At 42.2% G+C, this 19047-nt stretch carries 13 protein-coding genes; 12 read left to right on the top strand and 1 reads right to left on the bottom strand.

Going from position 1 to position 19047, the window contains the following annotated elements; genetic code table 11:
* Nucleotides 1-57: 57 nt before the first annotated feature.
* From T515_RS03280 to T515_RS03220, 12 genes are all read left to right on the top strand, one after another.
* Nucleotides 58-3159: a sensor domain-containing diguanylate cyclase gene (locus tag T515_RS03280; RefSeq protein WP_036607527.1), complete on the top strand. Its 3102-nt coding sequence runs from the start codon at nucleotides 58-60 to the stop codon at nucleotides 3157-3159.
* Between the two features lie 104 nt (nucleotides 3160-3263).
* Nucleotides 3264-3863: a biotin transporter BioY gene (locus T515_RS03275; protein WP_051671383.1), complete on the top strand. Its 600-nt coding sequence runs from the start codon at nucleotides 3264-3266 to the stop codon at nucleotides 3861-3863.
* Nucleotides 3864-4088: 225 nt separating this feature from the next.
* Nucleotides 4089-4454 carry a helix-turn-helix domain-containing protein gene (locus T515_RS03270; RefSeq protein WP_036607525.1) on the top strand — a complete coding sequence of 122 codons (366 nt, stop codon included), beginning with the start codon at nucleotides 4089-4091 and terminating at the stop codon, nucleotides 4452-4454.
* A 12-nt stretch (nucleotides 4455-4466) separates the two neighbouring features.
* A complete protein-coding gene (locus tag T515_RS03265; protein ID WP_036607523.1) occupies nucleotides 4467-5249 on the top strand; it encodes an ImmA/IrrE family metallo-endopeptidase in 783 nt (260 codons plus the stop codon).
* Complete coding sequence (locus T515_RS17880; RefSeq protein ID WP_036607522.1) at nucleotides 5249-5467, top strand: hypothetical protein; 219 nt, start codon at nucleotides 5249-5251, stop codon at nucleotides 5465-5467. The genes T515_RS03265 and T515_RS17880 overlap by 1 nt, the downstream gene beginning before the upstream one ends.
* Before the next feature lie 478 nt (nucleotides 5468-5945).
* Complete coding sequence (locus T515_RS03250; protein ID WP_036607517.1) at nucleotides 5946-7007, top strand: hypothetical protein; 1062 nt, start codon at nucleotides 5946-5948, stop codon at nucleotides 7005-7007.
* A 230-nt stretch (nucleotides 7008-7237) separates the two neighbouring features.
* Nucleotides 7238-9268, top strand: coding sequence for a hypothetical protein (locus tag T515_RS03245; RefSeq protein WP_155988246.1), 2031 nt, complete (start codon nucleotides 7238-7240; stop codon nucleotides 9266-9268).
* Nucleotides 9269-9598: 330 nt separating this feature from the next.
* Nucleotides 9599-12031, top strand: coding sequence for an FAD-binding protein (locus T515_RS03240; protein ID WP_051671382.1), 2433 nt, complete (start codon nucleotides 9599-9601; stop codon nucleotides 12029-12031).
* Nucleotides 12032-12128: 97 nt separating this feature from the next.
* Nucleotides 12129-13685, top strand: a complete 1557-nt coding sequence (gene cls, locus T515_RS03235; protein ID WP_036607513.1) for a cardiolipin synthase — start codon at nucleotides 12129-12131, stop codon at nucleotides 13683-13685.
* A 238-nt stretch (nucleotides 13686-13923) separates the two neighbouring features.
* On the top strand, nucleotides 13924-15093 hold the full coding sequence (locus tag T515_RS03230) for an iron-containing alcohol dehydrogenase (RefSeq protein ID WP_036607510.1): 1170 nt from the start codon (nucleotides 13924-13926) through the stop codon (nucleotides 15091-15093).
* Between the two features lie 237 nt (nucleotides 15094-15330).
* Complete coding sequence (locus tag T515_RS03225) at nucleotides 15331-16446, top strand: PdxA family dehydrogenase (protein WP_036607508.1); 1116 nt, start codon at nucleotides 15331-15333, stop codon at nucleotides 16444-16446.
* A 127-nt stretch (nucleotides 16447-16573) separates the two neighbouring features.
* On the top strand, nucleotides 16574-17032 hold the full coding sequence (locus T515_RS03220; RefSeq protein ID WP_036607506.1) for a YhcH/YjgK/YiaL family protein: 459 nt from the start codon (nucleotides 16574-16576) through the stop codon (nucleotides 17030-17032).
* A gap of 76 nt (nucleotides 17033-17108) precedes the next feature.
* Here the strand turns inward: T515_RS03220 and T515_RS03215 are convergent, their stop codons facing one another.
* Nucleotides 17109-18890 (bottom strand): PrpR N-terminal domain-containing protein, encoded by a 1782-nt coding sequence (locus T515_RS03215; protein WP_036607504.1) that lies wholly within the window; start codon nucleotides 18888-18890, stop codon nucleotides 17109-17111.
* Nucleotides 18891-19047: the final 157 nt, after the last annotated feature.

The raw sequence follows: 19047 nt of genomic DNA, 5'->3' as shown, positions 1-19047 counted from the left end.
TTCGTTAAAACGCCGACAAAATAGAATGGAGTGGTGGGAATATAAGAGAGATGGATCATGAAAAAGTACAATTATCATTCTGAAGAGTTGAACTTAATCGAAAAAAGCAGTGTGCCGGTAGCAGTTTATCAATTCATAAATAAGCGTGTAGTGACCATAGCCTTATCAGACGGGTTCCGTGAAATGATAGGATTGGATTCTTTAGAAGAAGCCTATCATCTTATGGATAACAACATGTACAGAGATGTTCACCCGGATGATATAGCTGAAATCGCTGATGCCGCTGTACACTTTGCAACAGAGAACGACGAGTACAATGTTATATACCGTTCCAAAGTTCAGGAAGAGTACATTATCATTCATGCCATAGGAAAACATATATATAAAGAAAACGGTATCAGGCTTGCAGTCATAAACTATGTAAACGAGGGCATATATGAGGCTGACCACAGCACTTCAGCCCCCGGCTTTAAAACCGGTCACAACAGGTATTTTCATAATAAAAAAGCCGGCTCAAATCTGAACTATGACCACCTTACAGGTCTTCCCAATATGAATTATTTTTTTGAACTGGCAGACGCATATCATACGGAAGCCATAAATGAAGGCCGAAAACTGGTGATGTTATTTCTTAATCTCAGTGGCATGAAAGCTTACAATCAGCGATACGGTTACTCTGAGGGTGATCTGCTTATAAAAGAAACCGCAAGACTTCTGGCAAAAACATTCGGAAATTATAATTGCTGCAGAACCACTGCCGACCATTTCGCAGTCTATACCGATAAAGAAGGAATTGAAGAGAAGCTTAACATCCTTATCAGGGATTTTATGCTTATTAACGGTGGCAAAAATCTCCCTGTAAGGATAGGTATCTATGACACCGAGCATGGTGAAGTGGACCCGGCAACCGCTACCGACAGAGCCAAGATCGCCTGCGACAGTTGCGGTACTATTCTTGAGTCCAAAGCTGTTCACTTTGACAATCAGATGCTGAAGGACTTTGAATACAGACGATATATTTTTGAAAATCTGGATACCGCTATGAAAGAAGGCTGGTTAAAGGTGCATTACCAGCCTATAGTCCGTACTTCCAACGGTAAGGTCTGTAATGAAGAAGCTCTTGTAAGATGGGACGATCCACAAAAAGGACTTATGTATCCAAGTGTGTTTATCCCCATTCTCGAAGATGCGAAAATAGCCTACAGACTGGATCTCTTTGTCACAGAGCAGGTCATAGAAAAACTAAAAAAACAGGCCGATGCAGGTATCAGTATCGTACCCAATTCCATCAATCTTTCCCGGACAGATTTTTATTCCTGCGACATAGTTGAAGAGATCAGAAAACGTGTCGATGATGCCGGAATTGACAGAAGTATGATCATAATCGAACTAACGGAAAGTATTATTATTTCTGACACGGATTTTATGATGACTCAGGTTAAACGCTTCAGAGACCTGGGGTTTAAAATATGGCTGGATGATTTCGGAAGAGGTTACTCTACTCCTGATCTCTTACAAAAAATTCATTTTGATGTGATAAAGCTGGATAAATCATATATCGATCAGCTTGAAACAAACGAGGATAGCAGGATCATAGTTTCTGAACTGGTCAGACTTGCCAATGGTCTGGGCAGTGAAACTGTTGCGGAGGGTATCGAGAATGCCAATTCAATCGACTTCCTGAGTGAAATCGGATGTACAAAGCTTCAGGGATTCTATTACAGCAAAGCGCTTCCGTTTTCCGCGCTCCTCGACAGATATGATGCAGGAACACAAATCGGCTTTGAAAATCCGAATGAGGCTGATTATTACTCTACCATAGGAAATATGAATCTCTACGATATTTCTTTTTCTTCCGATGAAGAAATGGACAGATTGAATGATTATTTCGATACCATGCCCATGTTTATCGTTGAGGTTAAGGGCAACGAAATACGACATATAAAAGGTAATGTTTCATATAAAAAGTTCATGAAAAAACATTATCCTTCTTTTGTTGCCATAAATAACAGCTATGCAAGCAGTTCACATGACACTAATTTCTTTACTGCCATTTTACAATGTAAAGAAAACGGCAAGCCTGTTCTCACTGATATGAAAGGTCCTCATAATGAGTTATTTCACCTTCTGATCAGAAAACTTGCAACGAATTCCGAAAGCGGTGCTGTGGCGCTGTCAATTGTTATCCTTGGTTATCTTGACAATGATGCAGAGTTAAGACACAAAGAAGAGCTGAAAAGAATAAGGCAGGAAAGACAGATCTACTCAAGAATAACTTCTCTCACCGGTGATTTTATTACTTTATACACCGTTGACCTGAACAGCGATCATTTTATCCGCTATGTCCTGGCAGATAATTACAAATATCTGGGACTTTCCAATGAAGGTGAAGACTTCTACGGTAAATTCAGGAAAAAGGCTCTGAAAAATGTTTATGCAGATGATATTGACCAGTTTCTTTCCATATTCACAAAGGATAATATCATTAATGCGATCCGTGACAATGGAGTATTTTCCATCAATATCCGGTTAATGTATGAGGGTAAACCGAGATATTCCTGTATAAAAGCCACTATTCTTGAAGAGGAGCCCGGTCCTCATGTTGTCATCGGTATTATCGATACAGATTCGCAAGTCAGAAAAGAACAGAACTACTATAATACCATGGCAGAAATGAACAAAATTGCAAATAATGACCCTCTTACAGGAGTCAAAAATAAACATGCTTATATCGATGCGGAAGCAAAACTGAACAATCTGATCCAGGAAAACAGAGCACCTGCTTTCGCTATAATAGTGTTTGATCTGAATGGACTGAAAATAATAAATGATACCTTGGGTCATCAGGCAGGAGATCAATTTATAAAAGACGGATGCTCACTCATTTGTGATCGCTTCCACCACAGCCCCGTATATCGCATAGGCGGTGATGAGTTTGTTGTTATCGCTCAGAATCGTGATTACCTGCAGCTTGATGAAATACTGAATTCCTTCAGACATACTATCCTTGAAAACCTGCATGCCGGAAAGATAGTGATAGCATCCGGGTCCGCAGTTTATAACGGTGACAAAAATGTGGCTGCAGTTTTTGACAGAGCAGATAAAGAAATGTATGAAGATAAGAGTCAGTTGAAAAAGTCAACCCCTGTGATGGTATAATGTTTACTGCGTGTCAACCTTTTGAATCCAAAAGGTTGACATTTCCTTTTCAGAAGTTTATATTTAGTCTCGTTCGAAAAATCATAATTCAAAGGGGATACATCATGAGAAGCACAAAAACATTGGACCTCTGCCTCATAGCACTTTTTACGGCAGTGATAGCAGTAGTAAGTCAGTTCAACATTCCACTCCCGGGTGGAGTACCGATGACACTGCAGACCTTTATCATACCGGTAGCGGGAATCGTTCTCGGCAGTAAACGCGGACTCACATCCACACTCATCTATGTGATACTGGGAGCAATAGGCATTCCTGTTTTTACAGGACTCACCGGAGGACTCGGGAAAATCATCGGTGTCACCGGAGGTTTCATTATTTCCTTCCCTTTCATTGCACTTTCCGCAGGACTCTTTGATGAACTTGGACTGAGAGTTTCAGGAAGCCAGGATGGTACTAAGAAAAATATAAGCTATTATGCTTTAGTGCTTACAGGAGTACTCATCGGAAATCTTTTCAACTACGGTATCGGAACACTCTGGTACGTTGCCATGACACACAATACAATTGCCGCAGCTCTTTCAAGCTGTGTTATCCCGTTCATACCTACAACAATTCTGAAGGACATACTTATCGTTGTTCTGGGACCGGCACTTAAGCACACTTTGTATCAGGCGCGGCTCATGAGAACAGCCAATGCAGTCTGATAGCTGATAACAGTATAGAATAGTATAAAACCCCCGGTGTATGTGAGATGCATGCACCGGGATTTTTATATTAATGACAGATATGATGATAACCTCGGGGAAACATACAATCAAAAAGGTCATCAAAGATTAACCTTTGAAATGTAAAATATTTTTTTACATTGTGTTGGATTATCAATCTAGCCGGATTATAATAGAGATACAAAATGAAGGGAGGTCATCACAATGCGTTTTGATGAATTGTTTGAACAAAGAAGTCTGGTGGCTTCTAAACTTAAGAACTGTATCAGAGACAAGGGTTATACTAAGATTTCTTTTGCTTGTAAAGCTGATATATCTCGTCCAACTTTAGATAAACTGCTGGAAGGTGCTGTTGACAGCAAAACTACTTTTGACCGTCATATGCAGAAAGTGCTTAATGTGCTTGGTATGACACCGGATGAATTGGTACTGTATCGTCCTACATCATCTAAAATGGTAACAGCGGTTTATTCAGAAAATGCACCATCAGGGCATGAGATGAGTGATCTTGCCAAGAAACAGTACAGCCTGCTTATGGATGTGGTTGATCTATGTGCAATTTACTATTGATGGAGGCTGGAAATGAGTGAACTGATAACTGCTTCTAACATAGAAAAAGTTGTAAAAATAAACGGCGAAATATCAGAAGAAGTATCCGCTCAGGTCAATCAGTTATTACAAAATGATTCCCTGATGAAAGTTGCCTCAATACCCCAGCTTGCTTTGCAGATCCTCAGAGGTTATGGGCTTATTCAGATGCCAATAGATGATAAGTATTTAAGCGGAGCCATTTATGTAAAGAATGGGAAGATTGTTCCTGTTTTAAATACAGCTTTGCCACGAGCTAACCAGTATTTTGCCGCGTGGCATGAGATATATCATCTTATGTTTGACAGGGTTTCATTCGATCATTTTATTGAGACGGACAATACTCTTGAAGAAAGAAAAGCGGAATATTTTGCTGCATCTATGCTTCTGAATGGAGTAGACAGATTTTTTACGAATCTCTCGGAAATGGATTTTCTTTCAAAGGTATTCTGCTGTATGGCGGCGTTCCAGTCACCATATAAAGCGGTACTCGTTTCTTTATACGAATATGCTGCCAGATTCGGTGATGATAAATTGAAAAAACAGATTATGAATGTGTTTGATCTACAGATTAATGATATGCCTGAAAGATTCAGATCACTGGGACTTGATGACAGCCTTGTGATGCCCTCAAATGTGATCAACACATCTTTTCTTCATGAAAGAATAGAGGAAAGTAAAGATGCTAATCCGGAACTGGATTATCATGAAGACAATGCAGAATTTTTAAAAAATGTCTTACTAGAGACAGAAATGATTTCCAGGAAAGGCGAATAATGAATATTACCCCAGTTACAGAAATAGATAATGAGCATATTGCCATTTTGGATACTTCATCAATCTCTTTCATGCAGGGGCTGAGTGACAAGGGAATATCAATGGATACGATTCTAAAAGATTATGACCTGATACTCATACCGGGATGGGTGATAACAGAGGTTGTCGATTCAAAAGGCAGAGCAGCTTTTCTTCAAGAACTCATTGATAAAGGATAGTGATGTATTCGAATTTCAGCGTAATGCCGAAAATATTCTAAGAGATGTTTTAGCCAGAAAGACTCCTGTACCCGTGTCATACAAAAGCAACGATGCCATCATATGTCAGTTATTCCGTTCAGGAATGATCAAGTCAGACGAGATAAGCCATTATAGAAAAGATGAGCGAAAGATAAAATATATCAGAGAGCAGAGCGATCACTCAGTTGTTTTAGTCACAGAGCGCGTTGCTAATGAAGATTTCATTAATCTTATTAAAGATAACACCGTACATATAATTTTCTGACATAATAGTTTATTTCAAGGGTAGGTCTTTTTATTTTTTCCTAAAATACGCCGATATATGACTTAGTTGAACAGGGGTAGTGTGCGCTTTTATATGACAGATTTTAAAACAATTTTAGAGATGGCCGGAACATTTGCACCATAAAATATCTATAGTGGGCATGCCGAAGGAACGGCAGGAAAGGAGCTTAGGATGAGCTTAAATGTTTCTTTTTTTACGGGTTACGGTAAGATAGGAGACTATGCCAAAACCCAGACAATGAAACAAAAGTGGAAGAACAGAAAAGCCACCAATGATTTCAGTTCAAAGGAAGACAAGACCGTAAAATACGACACCAGAAGTACCTCTGATATAGTGCGTGATAAGATTCAGGACGAAGCAAACAAAATAAAGGAAAGCTATGATGAGCTGCTTAAAAAGGATGATGACTCCGGAAGCAGAATGACGGAAATCCGAAACAAGTACATGGCCGGAGGAAAGCTTTCTGCAGACGAAATGGAATACGTCAGCAAGAAAGATCCTAAATTCTATCAGGAGATCAAAGCCGAAGAGCGGGAATTAAAGAGCTTCGAAAAAGAACTTCGCTCTGCAAAGACAAAGGAAGAAGCCCAGCGTGTAATTCAGGAAGAAGCAAATTCTGCCCTAAGCAGAGTTAATTCCGTAATCAACAATCCTCACATTTCCGAAGGGGATAAGATGGCTGTCTGCGTGGCGGAATACAGAAAGCTTGTAAAAAAGCAGGAGATATTTGCGAAGTTCGCAGAAAAGGGAGAGTATAACAAGCTTCCAACGGAGGCCGAGAAACAAAAAGCCGAGGAGGAAATCAGGGAGGCCAGGGAAGAAGAACTCCGACAGGCAGGCAGAAAAGAAAACGATATCGAAGGAGAGGAAAAATCATCAGGAAACAGGATTGAGCCTTCAACTTCAGAAAGAGAAGATATTTCATCAAAGGAAACGGCAGGGGATAACTCCGGTCAGGGAAATGATGAGGGAAAGGCAGAGACATTGGCAGGAAAAGACGTATTTAAGAAGCCTTTTTATGAGACTTCTCGTCGTTCCGGAGACGCCGGCATCTCAGGAGAAAAAACTGTATCGGCGGATGGAACCAAAAAGGTCTATAAGAGCAGTGTTCAGGCTGAAAACACACCTGAGGCCCTCAAAGTGAAACGCTCCAGGCACAATTCAGGCCGCAGCAGGCTGTACCATCAGGATGAAGAAAGTTCAGGTGTAGGTTCACATGTTTGGAATGCATGAAAGCGATAAAAAAGTCATAGTCACAAAAAACGGAACCATAACACCCACCCGGAATCTTTCACGGATTCCGGGTTTTTCTGTGTTAATGTATAGCTCAGGGTTCTGTGACACTATTGTGATATATATATATATATATACTAGCCGCATGTGAAGGAGCACAGGGTAGAATCCCGAAGATGCTCAAAAGTCGTGAAAATTTAGACATAGGATATGTCGGAAAGTGAGATGTTATGAGAAAACGATTTTTGAAGACAGCGGCAGCCATGATGGCGATAGGTTTAGCGGTTAGTACATGCAGTGTGACGGCGTTGGCGGATGGTTCAGATTCCGTTGGCTCTGATGTGTTTAATGTAGGTAATGGACTCGCTAGTTTAGAAATCATTGGAAGCTCTAATACAAATAACTTGCCTGATAATGATCAGGAAAAAACGAAAAATGACGATAACTATAACAAAAATACCGCCGATATTACAACCAACAACGGAAACATCAATGATAATAGCGGTCATATAGGGACCAACAATGGAGAAATCAAAGAAAATAACTCTTATATAGGGACCAACAACGGAGAAATCAAAGAAAACAACAAAGAGGTAGGAAACAACAATGGCAAAATCGGAGATAACAGTGGTACTGTATCAAATAACTATGGTGACATCAAAGATAATAAAGCAGCTGATCCCAATGAATATAGTAAAGGCGGTTATGTAGAGTATAATGCCGGTAACATAGAAAAAAATGAAGGTAACGTATCCACAAATGCCAAAGATGGAACTATAGGTACAAATGAAGGTAACGTCTGGACTAATTCCGAAAATGGAACTATAACGAAAAATTCCGGAGATGGATATGTATGGAAAAACAATGGTACCATAAAAGAGAATTCAGCAAATGACGACACCGGCGACCAGCAGCATAGTGCTAAGAATGTTGGTGTTCAGAATAATAACGGCACCATAGAAGATAACAGCGGTTTTGTTGCGAATAATAACGGCACCATAGAAGATAACAGCGGTTTTGTTGAAAAAAATGGTGTGACTGACAGTTACAAAGATTCTGTATCAGATTCAGATTCAGATATCGGAAACCTGCTTTCGAACAATTCTGTTACTGAGCCTATTGCCACCATCGGAAACAATACCGGTACAGTTCAATATAATGGGGCCCCAAATTATAGTGAGGACCCCGGAGCCTTCGATGAAAATGCTCTTGTTATAAACATGGATGGCGGACTTGTTTATATGAATAACGGTATCGTCGAAAATCACACCGGAGGAGAAGTTACCTTTAACAACGGTGTAGTATATAATTACGGCGGCGAAGTTACCGGAATGAAGTCTAGTATTCCAGACTCAGACTCCATGGAATATGGTATAGGAACCGAGTATTTCTCCGTTTCTGTAAGTACTAAAAACGGTTCACAGGTTTACGGACAGGGCTTTAAAGACTATGATGAAAAGAAATGGCTGGGACAGAGTTATAACGAAAAAGATTCCACCTGGACTACTTCTTCCTCGGAAGTCACCATAACTCCTACCTCAGGTTATGAGATTGCTTCGCTTAATATCCCTGATAAATACAGTGAGTATGTCAGCGCCACAAAGAACAGTGACGGTACATGGACCCTCAGTGTCAAATCAGGATACAATATAAGTCTTACACCTACAGCTACACTTATAGCTACTTCAACTTTAGATAATTCTGGAAACTCAGGAATTCCCGGAACATCAGGAAATCAGGGAACCACAGCAGTTTCTGTTGAAGTATCCGTATCTTCAGACAGCGACAGTGGCAGCAATGATTCTGGAAACAAACCTGCACAGAATAGTAACAATGATTTCCAGGTTTCTCCTCCGGGCAGCATGATGAATCAGATGATGATTAATTCTGTTGACTTCATAGGTCAGGGACTTTCCGCTCCGTTATCAGAAGTACTTCAGAAGATCGATAACATCACAGCTATAAATAATTTCCAGGCAATGGGAAGAGTTATTCCTTCAAACGAGAACATCATGGCCTGCGGCGTTGTTGACTTTAAGAATGCTTTCGTTAATGCTGCAACCGGTAATGTAGATGTTCCGGTAGAAGCTACTGTAATAGCAGGAAATACATACACCGTAGCTCTCAGCGACGGAACTATAATCGAGGTTCAGTGCACAACAAACGGAATCCTCAATATTCCATTTGCAGCGAATGCGCAAAACCTTACATTCATAATTTACGGCGTTCAGTCTAATCCGTTTACAGCTTCACTGGAATGATAGTACGCTCCTGAAGCCGCAGGATATATATCTTACATTTAAATCTTCATAATATAATCACATATTAAGGTTTTCCCGGTTGGTCAACTCCAGCCGGGATTTTTTTTCATTACTTTTGATTCAAAAAAATCCGGGATTATTCTCCTTACCGAAAATCATTGCAGAAACGAGAAAATTACTTTTTATTACTTATAATAGGTGATAAAATTTTATCAAGTATGAACAAATAGTATAAATCTCCATTGTGAAAATATGTGCTCATAAATCAGGGTTTTTATCTCACATATTCTCCGGGTGAAGGATTTATACGCTTAAATTTTAGGAGGAAGTATGAGAAAAACAGGAAAGATGCTGGCTTGTGCATTGCCCATCTGCATGCTTGTGGCATGTTCTCAGACCACAGATGTGCCACCTGCAGAAACAACTGCACAGGCAACAGAAGCAGCCACCGAAGCTGCCGCAACCGAGTCAGCAACAGAAGCCGCAACTGAAGCGGCAAAGGAATCCGCTGATGGCTATAAGGCGGGAACTTACAGCGCGACAAACAGCGGATTCGGCGGTGATGTTACAGTCACCATGACATTTGACGACTCTAAGATCACCGAGGTAAAGATCACAGGCGACAAGGAAACAGACGGAGTAGGAAGCAAGGCTATAGAAAGCCTTCCCGATGCCATCCTTGCAGCACAGAGTGCGGAGGTTGACGGAGTTTCCGGCGCAACCTTCACAAGTAAGGCCATCCTTCTGTCCGTTCAGGACTGTATCAATCAGGCGAAGGGTGTTTCAAACGAAGTTACCGTAAGCATGAAGCCGGGCGAATATGAAGGACAGGGTATAGGCTTCAGAATCAGTGAGCCGGTTTCAGTAAAGGTTAAGGTATCAGAGGATAAGATCGAGTCCATAACCGTAGATCAGGAAAATATTTCCGATACAAAGGCTATGGTACAGACAGTTGTGGATACTCTTATTCCACGTATGCTTGAGTATCAGTCCGTATCCATCGACGGAGTATCAGGTGCAACCACCACAAGTAACGCTGTAAAGCAGGCTGTGGAAAAGGCTGTTACAGAGGCTATCAAGGCAGGCGGCGGAGATGAAAAGGACATAAAGGCCTTTTATAAGTCAATCCCGAAGAGCACCGAAACAGAGGAGATCGACACTGATGTTCTGGTAGTCGGTATGGGTGGCTCAGGTATGGCAGCAGCTCTCAGCTCTGCAGAAGAAGGACTTCAGGTTCTCGCCATCGATAAGGCAGCCAAGTGGGGCGGAAACGCAGTTCTCACCAGCGGTCCTATGGCTATCAATGTTCCAAGCCAGGTTGAAGCCGAGATTCCAGAGTGGAATGATCCTATCAAGAAGGAGAAGGTTACCAAGAAGGCAGGTGAGGATCTCATAGATAAGGATGCTCTCTATAAGGCATGGCTTGAGTACACAGAAAACGACAAGGGCGAGCAGCAGGCAAAGCCTGAGATGGTAAAGCTCTTCCTTGACGAAAGCGGCTACACAGATGACTGGCTCACACAGTACGGATTCCAGTTTGACCCGGCTCAGGGCTTCGTTGGAAATCAGTGGGCAGCATACACACCTATCTCCGGCGGCAAGAAGCTGACAGAAGACTTCTTCGCTCATACTGTTGAGAACTTCGAAAAGAAGGGCGGCAAGTATATGCTTGAGACCGAAGCCTATGAGCTCACCGTTGAAGACGGAAAGATCACCGGAGCCAAGGCCCGCAGCATGGTTGACGGCAAGGAATATGTAATTCATGCCAAGGCTGTAGTCCTTGCAACAGGCGGATATGCAGGAAGCGGTAAGATGGAAGAGAAGTATCTCAGTGATGAATACTTCCCTCTGAAGGGTGAATGGAAGCTCTTCGGACAGCATCAGAATGATGGTAAGATGATCGAGTCTGCCATAGAGAACGGTGCAGGCACCTACAACATCGGCGTTGCTCCTATGGTTCATGTAGGTGGTGTTGATGGTTTCCTTCCGGGATTCGAAACAGTTCCTATCGAAGGAAAGATGGGCGTTGCCACAGGCCGTCCTGCAGTATGGTCACAGGGTGATATCCCTCTCAATATGGCCATCTCTTCAGATACCCTTGCAGTTGGAAAGGATGCAAAGCGTTTCACTTCAGAGACAGCTCTTTCTATGTTTAATCCATGGATCTCAGGTCCTCACTTCTACAGCATTTACGGCAGAGATCAGGTAGAAAAGCTTATAAAGGAAGGCTTCGATGAAGAGCCTGCAGGACCTTCAACAAGCTACCTTGGTTACGGCTCCAGCATCCCGGCGGGCGTTCCTATGGATAAGACCGATGAGGTTCTCAAGGCTGCAATAGATGCAGGTTATGTTTTTGAGGCTGATTCCATCGAGGAGCTTGCAGACAAGATGGGGCTTGATGCGAAGACTCTTGCAGCAACAGTAGAAACTTACAATGCTGACTGTGAGAAGGGTGAGGATTCCGAATTCGGAAAGGATCCTAAGTACTTAAAGCCGGTTACCGGTGACAAATACTACGGAATCATCGGTTCCTCATGGTGCTACTCAACCTGCGGCGGTCTCAACGTAAATGAGAAATTCCAGGTTCTCAGTGCAAAGGATGAGAAACCTATGGAAGGTCTCTATGCAGTCGGTACAGACAGTATGGGTGTTCTCTTCTCAGAGACAAAGGCATACGTAACCTACGGCGGAGCAGCCATGGGATATGCCTTCACCAGCGGACGTCTTGTAGGTGCTGATATTGCTGAAGCTTTAAAAAAATGACCTGAGTGTCAAAAGTATTTGCCACTCACAGACAGCGCCACCGCACATATTCGTGTGCAATGTGCCGTATGAAATAAAAGCGAGTCAATTAAGGTGTATGAATGAGACATTAGAGACGAAAAGTGCTGTTAAAAACGGTGTAAGCAGGATGGTGTTTGCCATCATTTCCATACTTATAGAGGTCGGGATCATCATTCTGCTGAACTATTATCTATTCGAAAAATGGCTGCTGTTTTCTGCCGTCTTCAGAATCATCGGTGTGATGTCTGTGCTCTATTTGTACGGTCGTAATTACTCCTCTTCGCTGAAGATGCCCTGGATGATGCTCATAATGGCTGTTCCGGTGGCAGGTCTAGTGTTCTATCTTTTGGCCGGACTCAACAGCAGTACTCACAAAATGAGAAAACGCTACGAGGATATAGACAAACTACTGCTTCCTAAGCTTCCTGAGGGAAATGATGCTCAGAACAAGCTTCAGGAAGCAAATCCTTACATAGCCAATATCACACATTATCTGAAAAAATACTCCGGGTATCCGGTATATCACGGAAGCAAGATCACGTACTACGATGATGCATTGAAAGGATTAAAGGCACAAAAGGAGGCATTAAAATCCGCTAAGCATTTTATCTTCATGGAGTATCATGCCATAGAGGACGGAACCGCATGGAATGAACTGGAGACTATTCTTGAAATGAAGGTAAAGGAAGGTCTCGATGTAAGGGTATTCTATGACGATATGGGGAGTATAGGCTTTATCAATACAGACTTTGTGAAGAAGCTGGAGAATAAAGGTATAGCCTGCAGGGTATTTAACCCCTTCGCTCCGGGGCTTAATCTGTTCCTTAATAACAGAGATCACCGAAAGATCACGGTAATTGACGGTGATGTCGGATTCACCGGAGGCTACAATCTTGCAGATGAGTATTTTCATCTCAGAGAGCCCTTCGGATTCTGGAAGGATACGGGAATAAAAATAGAAGGTGAAGCTGTGAAAAATCTTACAGTCACCTTCCTTGAAATGTGGAATGCTGTCAATGAAAATGATACGGACGATAGGGATTATGACAGATTCCTGAATTGTGAGTTCAAAAGCTTTTCCGATGAGGACTTTGCAGTTCCTTATGCCGACAGTCCTATGGATGACGAGCAGGTGGGAGAGGAAGTGTATATATCCATAGCGGAAGGTGCAAAAGACTACGCATGGTTCGTTACACCTTATCTCATCATCACAGACGAAATGATACATACCTTATCACTGGCTGCCAAAAGGGGAGTGGATGTACGGATCATAACTCCGGGAATACCGGACAAAAAGATCGTCTACAGTGTCACAAGATCCTATTACAGTGCCCTGGTCAAAAACGGTGTCAGGATCTTTGAATATACTCCGGGCTTTTGTCATTGCAAGATGTCGGTAAGTGACGATGTGATAGCAACCTGCGGAACCATAAACATGGATTACAGAAGCTTTTATCATCATTTTGAAAACGGATGTCTGTATGCCGACTGTAAAGCCGTAATTGATACCAAAAAAGACTTTGAAGAGATGTTTAAGGTCAGCACCGAGGTGACAGAGTACTACCGGACGGGACAGGGGGCCTTCCTGAAATTCGGTCAGCTGATCCTCAGATTGTTCGCACCTCTCATGTAAATATAAAAGAAAAAGTACGCTCATATTTCACGATTCTTCATCTGTTAAGCAGTCCTGATAAACAGGTCTCCAACGCAAATTGTTTAAAACTGAAACAAAAATGAATTTAGTTAAATTGAATTTTGAAATTGCTTAAAAGATAATTATCTACAGTAGTTCAAAAATGAAAGGGTATCACCCTGCAGCTTAAATTCAGGCTTAATAATCAAAATGATATCCACGTAAGGAGGTTTTAAACATGTCGTTGGAAAAGTATAGTCTTAAATTGCCGAAAGCAGTTTACTCGGGAAAAAATTCCCTGGAGAACATTCAGGACATCCTCAAATCCCGAGGGGCCGCAAAGGTTGCAGCCTTTACGGATAAGGGAATACGGAAGCTGGGACTTTTTGATCTGGTTGAAGAAGAGCTGAAAAAAGCAAATATAGAATATGACATCTATGATGATTTTCCTGTGGAGCCCGGCTATCAGGAAGTGCAGCATGTCATTGATCAGTTTAAGGGCAAAGGCTATGATTTTGTAGTTGCATGCGGCGGCGGATCTGTTCTTGATACAGCTAAACTTGCATCTGTACTTGTTACTGATGAGTATGGGGTAAAGGAATTGCTGGATGATCCGAAACGCGCAAAAAAGTGCCTTGAGATACTGTCCATCCCTACAACAGCCGGTACCGGTGCCGAGTGTACACCAAACGCTATAGTAGGTGTACCGGAGAAAGAGGTCAAAATAGGCATCGTCAATGATAATATGATGTCTGATTATGTAATACTTGATGCAAGACTTATTGAGAATCTGCCGAGAGCGATTGCCGCAACCACAGGTGTTGATGCCATGTGTCATTGTATCGAGTGCTATACCTCCAACAAAGCCAATGCTTTTTCCGATACTTTTGCACTTCGCGGATTTGATATAATAATGAACAATATCGAAAAGGCATGTAATGATAAGGATGCCCTTACCGAAAAAAATAATATGCAGATTGCTGCTTTTTACGGCGGTGTCGCAATCACCGCCTCCGGAACCACCGCAGTACATGCTCTCAGCTATCCCCTGGGAGGCAAATATCATATACCTCACGGTACAGCCAATGCCATGCTGCTTATTTCAGTAATGAAGTTTAATGCAGGAGATGCGGATTTTCGCAGAAGACTGGCTGAGGCCTGGGACACCGCATACCATGGAGAAAGAAGATTAGAGACTATTGATGAAAAGTCAGCTGCACTTATAAGCTGGATGGAAGAAATAGTAAAGAATCTGAATATACCTTCTGATCTTAAGGAGTTCGGTGTCAGAGCAGAGGACCTTGAGGGGCTTGTTGCATCAGGCTTACAGCAGAAAAGACTTTTGGTTAATAATATGCGGGAAGTAACAGCAGAGGATGCACGCAGAATATACCTTGAAGTTATTTAAATAATGGTGTTTACAATTTATACACGTCTCAAAGAGCTGTTTCTTTGAGACGTTTTTTATTTCGAAAATAATGCAGATTGTTTCAGAACTGAACGATATATGAAGTCTGAGAATATTTAACAGCTATTTTGCCTCTGATATCATAATTATGACGAGTTCATTAAATGTTAATTTAAACGGCCTGAAATTAATAATTCAATTAACATGATGATGTATTGTTACTTTGAGGAGGAAGCTATGGCTGACATTAGACCAATCGTAGGTATTTCCATGGGAGATCCATTCGGAAACGGTCCTGAAATTACTGTTAAAGCGCTTAAAGATAAAACCCTTTATGACCGCTGCAGGCCCCTTATAGTCGGAGACAGGACATCAATGGAGTATGCCCTGAAAGTATCGGAAAAGATTGATGGAATAAAGCTTGAACTTAATGTTGTAAGAGACCCGCTGGAAGGTAAATATGAGTACGGAACCATAGATCTGATAGATTTAGGTATAGTTCCTGCGGATAAAATCCCTGACACACTGGATGATATAAACGGACCTCAGCCTTTTAAAATCGGAGCCTGTGCACTTGGGGGTGAAGCAGCTTTTCAGTATGTTGTCCATGTTATACAGCTTGCAATGGCAGACAAAGTTGACGCTACGGTCACAAATGCTCTGTCAAAGGAAGCTATAAATATGGCAGGGCATCACTATTCAGGCCACACCGAGATATACGCAGATTATACAGGAACCAAAAAGTATGCGATGATGCTTGCTCACGAGGATTTAAGAGTAGTGCATGTGTCAACCCATGTGTCTCTGAGGGAGGCTTGTAACCGGGTAAAGAAGGACAGGGTGCTGGACTGCATACATATGGCAAACGAGGCATGCAAAGCACTGGGCATCCGCAATCCAAAAATCGGAGTTGCAGGTCTTAATCCCCATTGCGGAGAGGAGGGTATGTTTGGCCGGGAGGAAATCGAGGAAATACAGCCGGCAATAAATGCGGCACTGGCAGAAGGCATAAATATCCCCGAGAAGAAACCCACACCGCCGGATACGGTTTTCTCAAAAGCACTGGGAGGAATCTATGACATTGTTGTGGTCATGTACCACGATCAGGGACATATCCCTCTTAAGGTAAAGGGATTTGTTTATAATAAGCGTGAACAGCACTGGGAGGCAGTTGCCGGCATTAACATGACATTGGGTCTTCCCATAATCCGTGTTTCCGTAGATCACGGAACCGGCTTTGGTCATGCAGGTAACGGAAGAGCAAACGAGTTGTCACTGGTTAATGCTATCGACGCGGCACTTATGATGGCTTCCTACAGAAACAATAAGGAAATAAGATTGCAGGCTGTTTAACCGATTGAAGGCTGTACAGCTGCTTGCAGACCGTATAGCCGGTTACAGGCTGTAAAGTCATGCACTCAGTCTTATCTTAAAGGAGCATGAATACTCCCGGAGCGATCAGTATTTAAGGAACAGAACTATGATTATCGATGATTTTAAGAATATAGAATTATATACATCCATGCTGCCGAATTTAAAGCAGGGCCTTGCTGCCATTAAAGAAACCCAGGAAAAGGGCAGCTTAGAGGAAGGCACTTATACTTTTCAAGGCGGTTTTTTCAAGGTGCAAAAGGGGGTTACAAAAGCCTTTACCGAAGGAACCTTCGAAGCTCACAGAAAGTATATAGATGTGCAGATACTTCTGGATGGCTCTGAAGAAATAGCCTGGAAGGAGCTTTCGGATCTGACTGAAGCCATACCTTATGATGAGGAAAAGGATGCCGCAAGATACAGGGGAACTTTTGAACACAGCATGATGATAAATAAAGGTATGTTCTGGGCTGCCTTTCCACATGACGGTCATAAGGCCATATCTCACTTTGTGACGCAGCATGATTTCACCAAAATCATCCTGAAACTTCCTGCAGAAAGCAGTTAAAAAATCACCAAACCTCCATTAAATCCAAGCAGTACGTTCTTTTTGAACGTGCTGCTTTTTTTCGTCATAATCCCGGTCAGGTTTTTGCGTATCTCCATACAGTTGTACGTGAGATGCCCAGCCGTTTTGAAGCAAGGGTCTGATTTCCGTCACATTCCTTCAGTACTCTCAGTACGATCTCGGCATTCATCTCATCCAGAGTGCGGTTCATATCAAAAACCTCCGGACCGTTGATGCCGGGAGCTGTTGTAGGTGTCAGCTTTTCTCTGGCAAGGACCTTTTCTACATCCTGAGCCCTGATGAGCGGCTGATCTGTTATGCTTACAAGCTCCTCCATTATACGCCGGAATTGAGCGTAGTTGTGGGGCCAGGAAAATTCCTGCATCATTCCTATGCCTTCTGTTTCCATTCCCAAAATCTCAGCATCACTGAATTGCATAGACTGACTGAGATAGAGATTTATCAGTTTAGGAATCTGATTCCTGATGGAGTTAAGTGATGATAGAGTCAGCACGGTACATCCGAGTTTGTTGGTGAAGGTCTCTGCAACCTTTGAAACAGCTCCGCCTTCCACCGGAAATGATAATATTACATGATTTCTGGAGCATACCTCCATATCCATGATCACAGACAACAGCTCCAGCGGGTCATATTTTATATGACTGAGTCCGGATATATAAATGGTATTTCCCGAGTCGGCAAAAGGAGAGTGGTGGTTGCTCTGCAGAAAATCAATTGATTTATCATTTAACAGTTCACAGGTGATCACTATAAAGGGATGGTTGCCGTTGGAACTTTTGTTATAGATCATGTTTGCAGCAGATTCTTTGCCGGTTCCCTCTTCACCGAATATCATTACCGGCCGTTTAAATTTTGAAGCCCGTTCCAGATCTTCAGCATTGCCCAGAATATCACTAATGTTTACAAAGAAGCTGTTGTAGAAGGCTTCATGTGCCTCTGACTGGGTATAGTATTTTAAGCCTGATTGTCCGCTCAGGAAGGGGGCACGGCTGCGTTCAATGTAAAACACAGTGTAAAGATGGCCGTCAGAATCAAGCTTCAGGGCCTTTATATGATACAGGTTACGGTTCAGATATTTAATGATACGGCTTGATTTATTGGCAGGAACATTGGGAATCTCTTTCTTGAGAATGTTTTGCAGTTCCTCCCGCTTATCAAAAGTCATATTCGAAAATATAATGTTATCATTTTCGTCGAATATGACGGTATCGTTAGCCTGTCTGTCAATGATCTGCCGCAGAAATGCATTTTCTGATTTGAGGACCCTCATTGAGTCAACCAGATCTATGGCATTTGTAAATGCTTTTCGTATACCGTTCTGTCCTGAAGTCAGAAGTACGCAATTTAAACCATGTCTTTTTGCAGTTGCCGCAGATGCTGCATCACAAAGCACAATTTCATATCCCTGTTCATGAACATGGCTCATGGTCTGATCAAGCTGTCCCGCACTGTCTATGGTGAAAACCTGTAATTTTTTCTTGATAAGCTTAGATATGCTTTGTATAGGCTCTGTAATGTTGGAAAATCCTACGACAGCTATATCGCTTGATATGTTATCCGCAAGTCTTAGAGCGCGGAGTATATCATAATCCGTAAGTTCGATCTCCACAACAGGCACAGGGACCTGGGTCCTTAGCATTCGCGCCGTACCGCCTCTTGATACTATAACATCAAAATCACCATGAAAGTTATTGCGCGCAGCCAAAACACCTTCCTGCAGATCACCATCCAGAACCTCTATATCCAGTTCTCCTTTAAAATCTTCTGCCACCTTCAGCATAAGTGTTTTCATACCGGCATACGGAGCAATGCCGAGAACACGTATCTTATTGTTCATTACTCCCTCCACTAAAGTAAAACTGCACAAATCCCATTCGGCTTCCGATGTATCTATATGCACTAAGCCGGAATGTGATTGCTGTTTTAACAAAACACATTGTGACGCAGCACAATGTGCATACCCTATGTTTAATATTTAAACAGCATTTTGCTTA

The organism is Oribacterium sp. P6A1 (genome assembly GCF_000702885.1).
Classification (GTDB): Bacteria; Bacillota; Clostridia; order Lachnospirales; family Lachnospiraceae; genus Oribacterium.
This window is presented reverse-complemented; position numbering and strand designations above follow the sequence as displayed.

Bases quoted from the DNA above. Each gene is read 5' to 3' on its own strand.
- T515_RS03280 (WP_036607527.1), top strand. From the start codon at position 58: ATGAAAAAGTACAATTATCATTCTGAAGAGTTGAACTTAATCGAAAAA.
- T515_RS03275 (WP_051671383.1), top strand. From the start codon at position 3,264: ATGAGAAGCACAAAAACATTGGACCTCTGCCTCATAGCACTTTTTACG.
- T515_RS03270 (WP_036607525.1), top strand. From the start codon at position 4,089: ATGCGTTTTGATGAATTGTTTGAACAAAGAAGTCTGGTGGCTTCTAAA.
- T515_RS03265 (WP_036607523.1), top strand. From the start codon at position 4,467: ATGAGTGAACTGATAACTGCTTCTAACATAGAAAAAGTTGTAAAAATA.
- T515_RS17880 (WP_036607522.1), top strand. From the start codon at position 5,249: ATGAATATTACCCCAGTTACAGAAATAGATAATGAGCATATTGCCATT.
- T515_RS03250 (WP_036607517.1), top strand. From the start codon at position 5,946: ATGAGCTTAAATGTTTCTTTTTTTACGGGTTACGGTAAGATAGGAGAC.
- T515_RS03245 (WP_155988246.1), top strand. From the start codon at position 7,238: ATGAGAAAACGATTTTTGAAGACAGCGGCAGCCATGATGGCGATAGGT.
- T515_RS03240 (WP_051671382.1), top strand. From the start codon at position 9,599: ATGAGAAAAACAGGAAAGATGCTGGCTTGTGCATTGCCCATCTGCATG.
- cls (WP_036607513.1), top strand. From the start codon at position 12,129: ATGAATGAGACATTAGAGACGAAAAGTGCTGTTAAAAACGGTGTAAGC.
- T515_RS03230 (WP_036607510.1), top strand. From the start codon at position 13,924: ATGTCGTTGGAAAAGTATAGTCTTAAATTGCCGAAAGCAGTTTACTCG.
- T515_RS03225 (WP_036607508.1), top strand. From the start codon at position 15,331: ATGGCTGACATTAGACCAATCGTAGGTATTTCCATGGGAGATCCATTC.
- T515_RS03220 (WP_036607506.1), top strand. From the start codon at position 16,574: ATGATTATCGATGATTTTAAGAATATAGAATTATATACATCCATGCTG.
- T515_RS03215 (WP_036607504.1), bottom strand. From the start codon at position 18,890: ATGAACAATAAGATACGTGTTCTCGGCATTGCTCCGTATGCCGGTATG.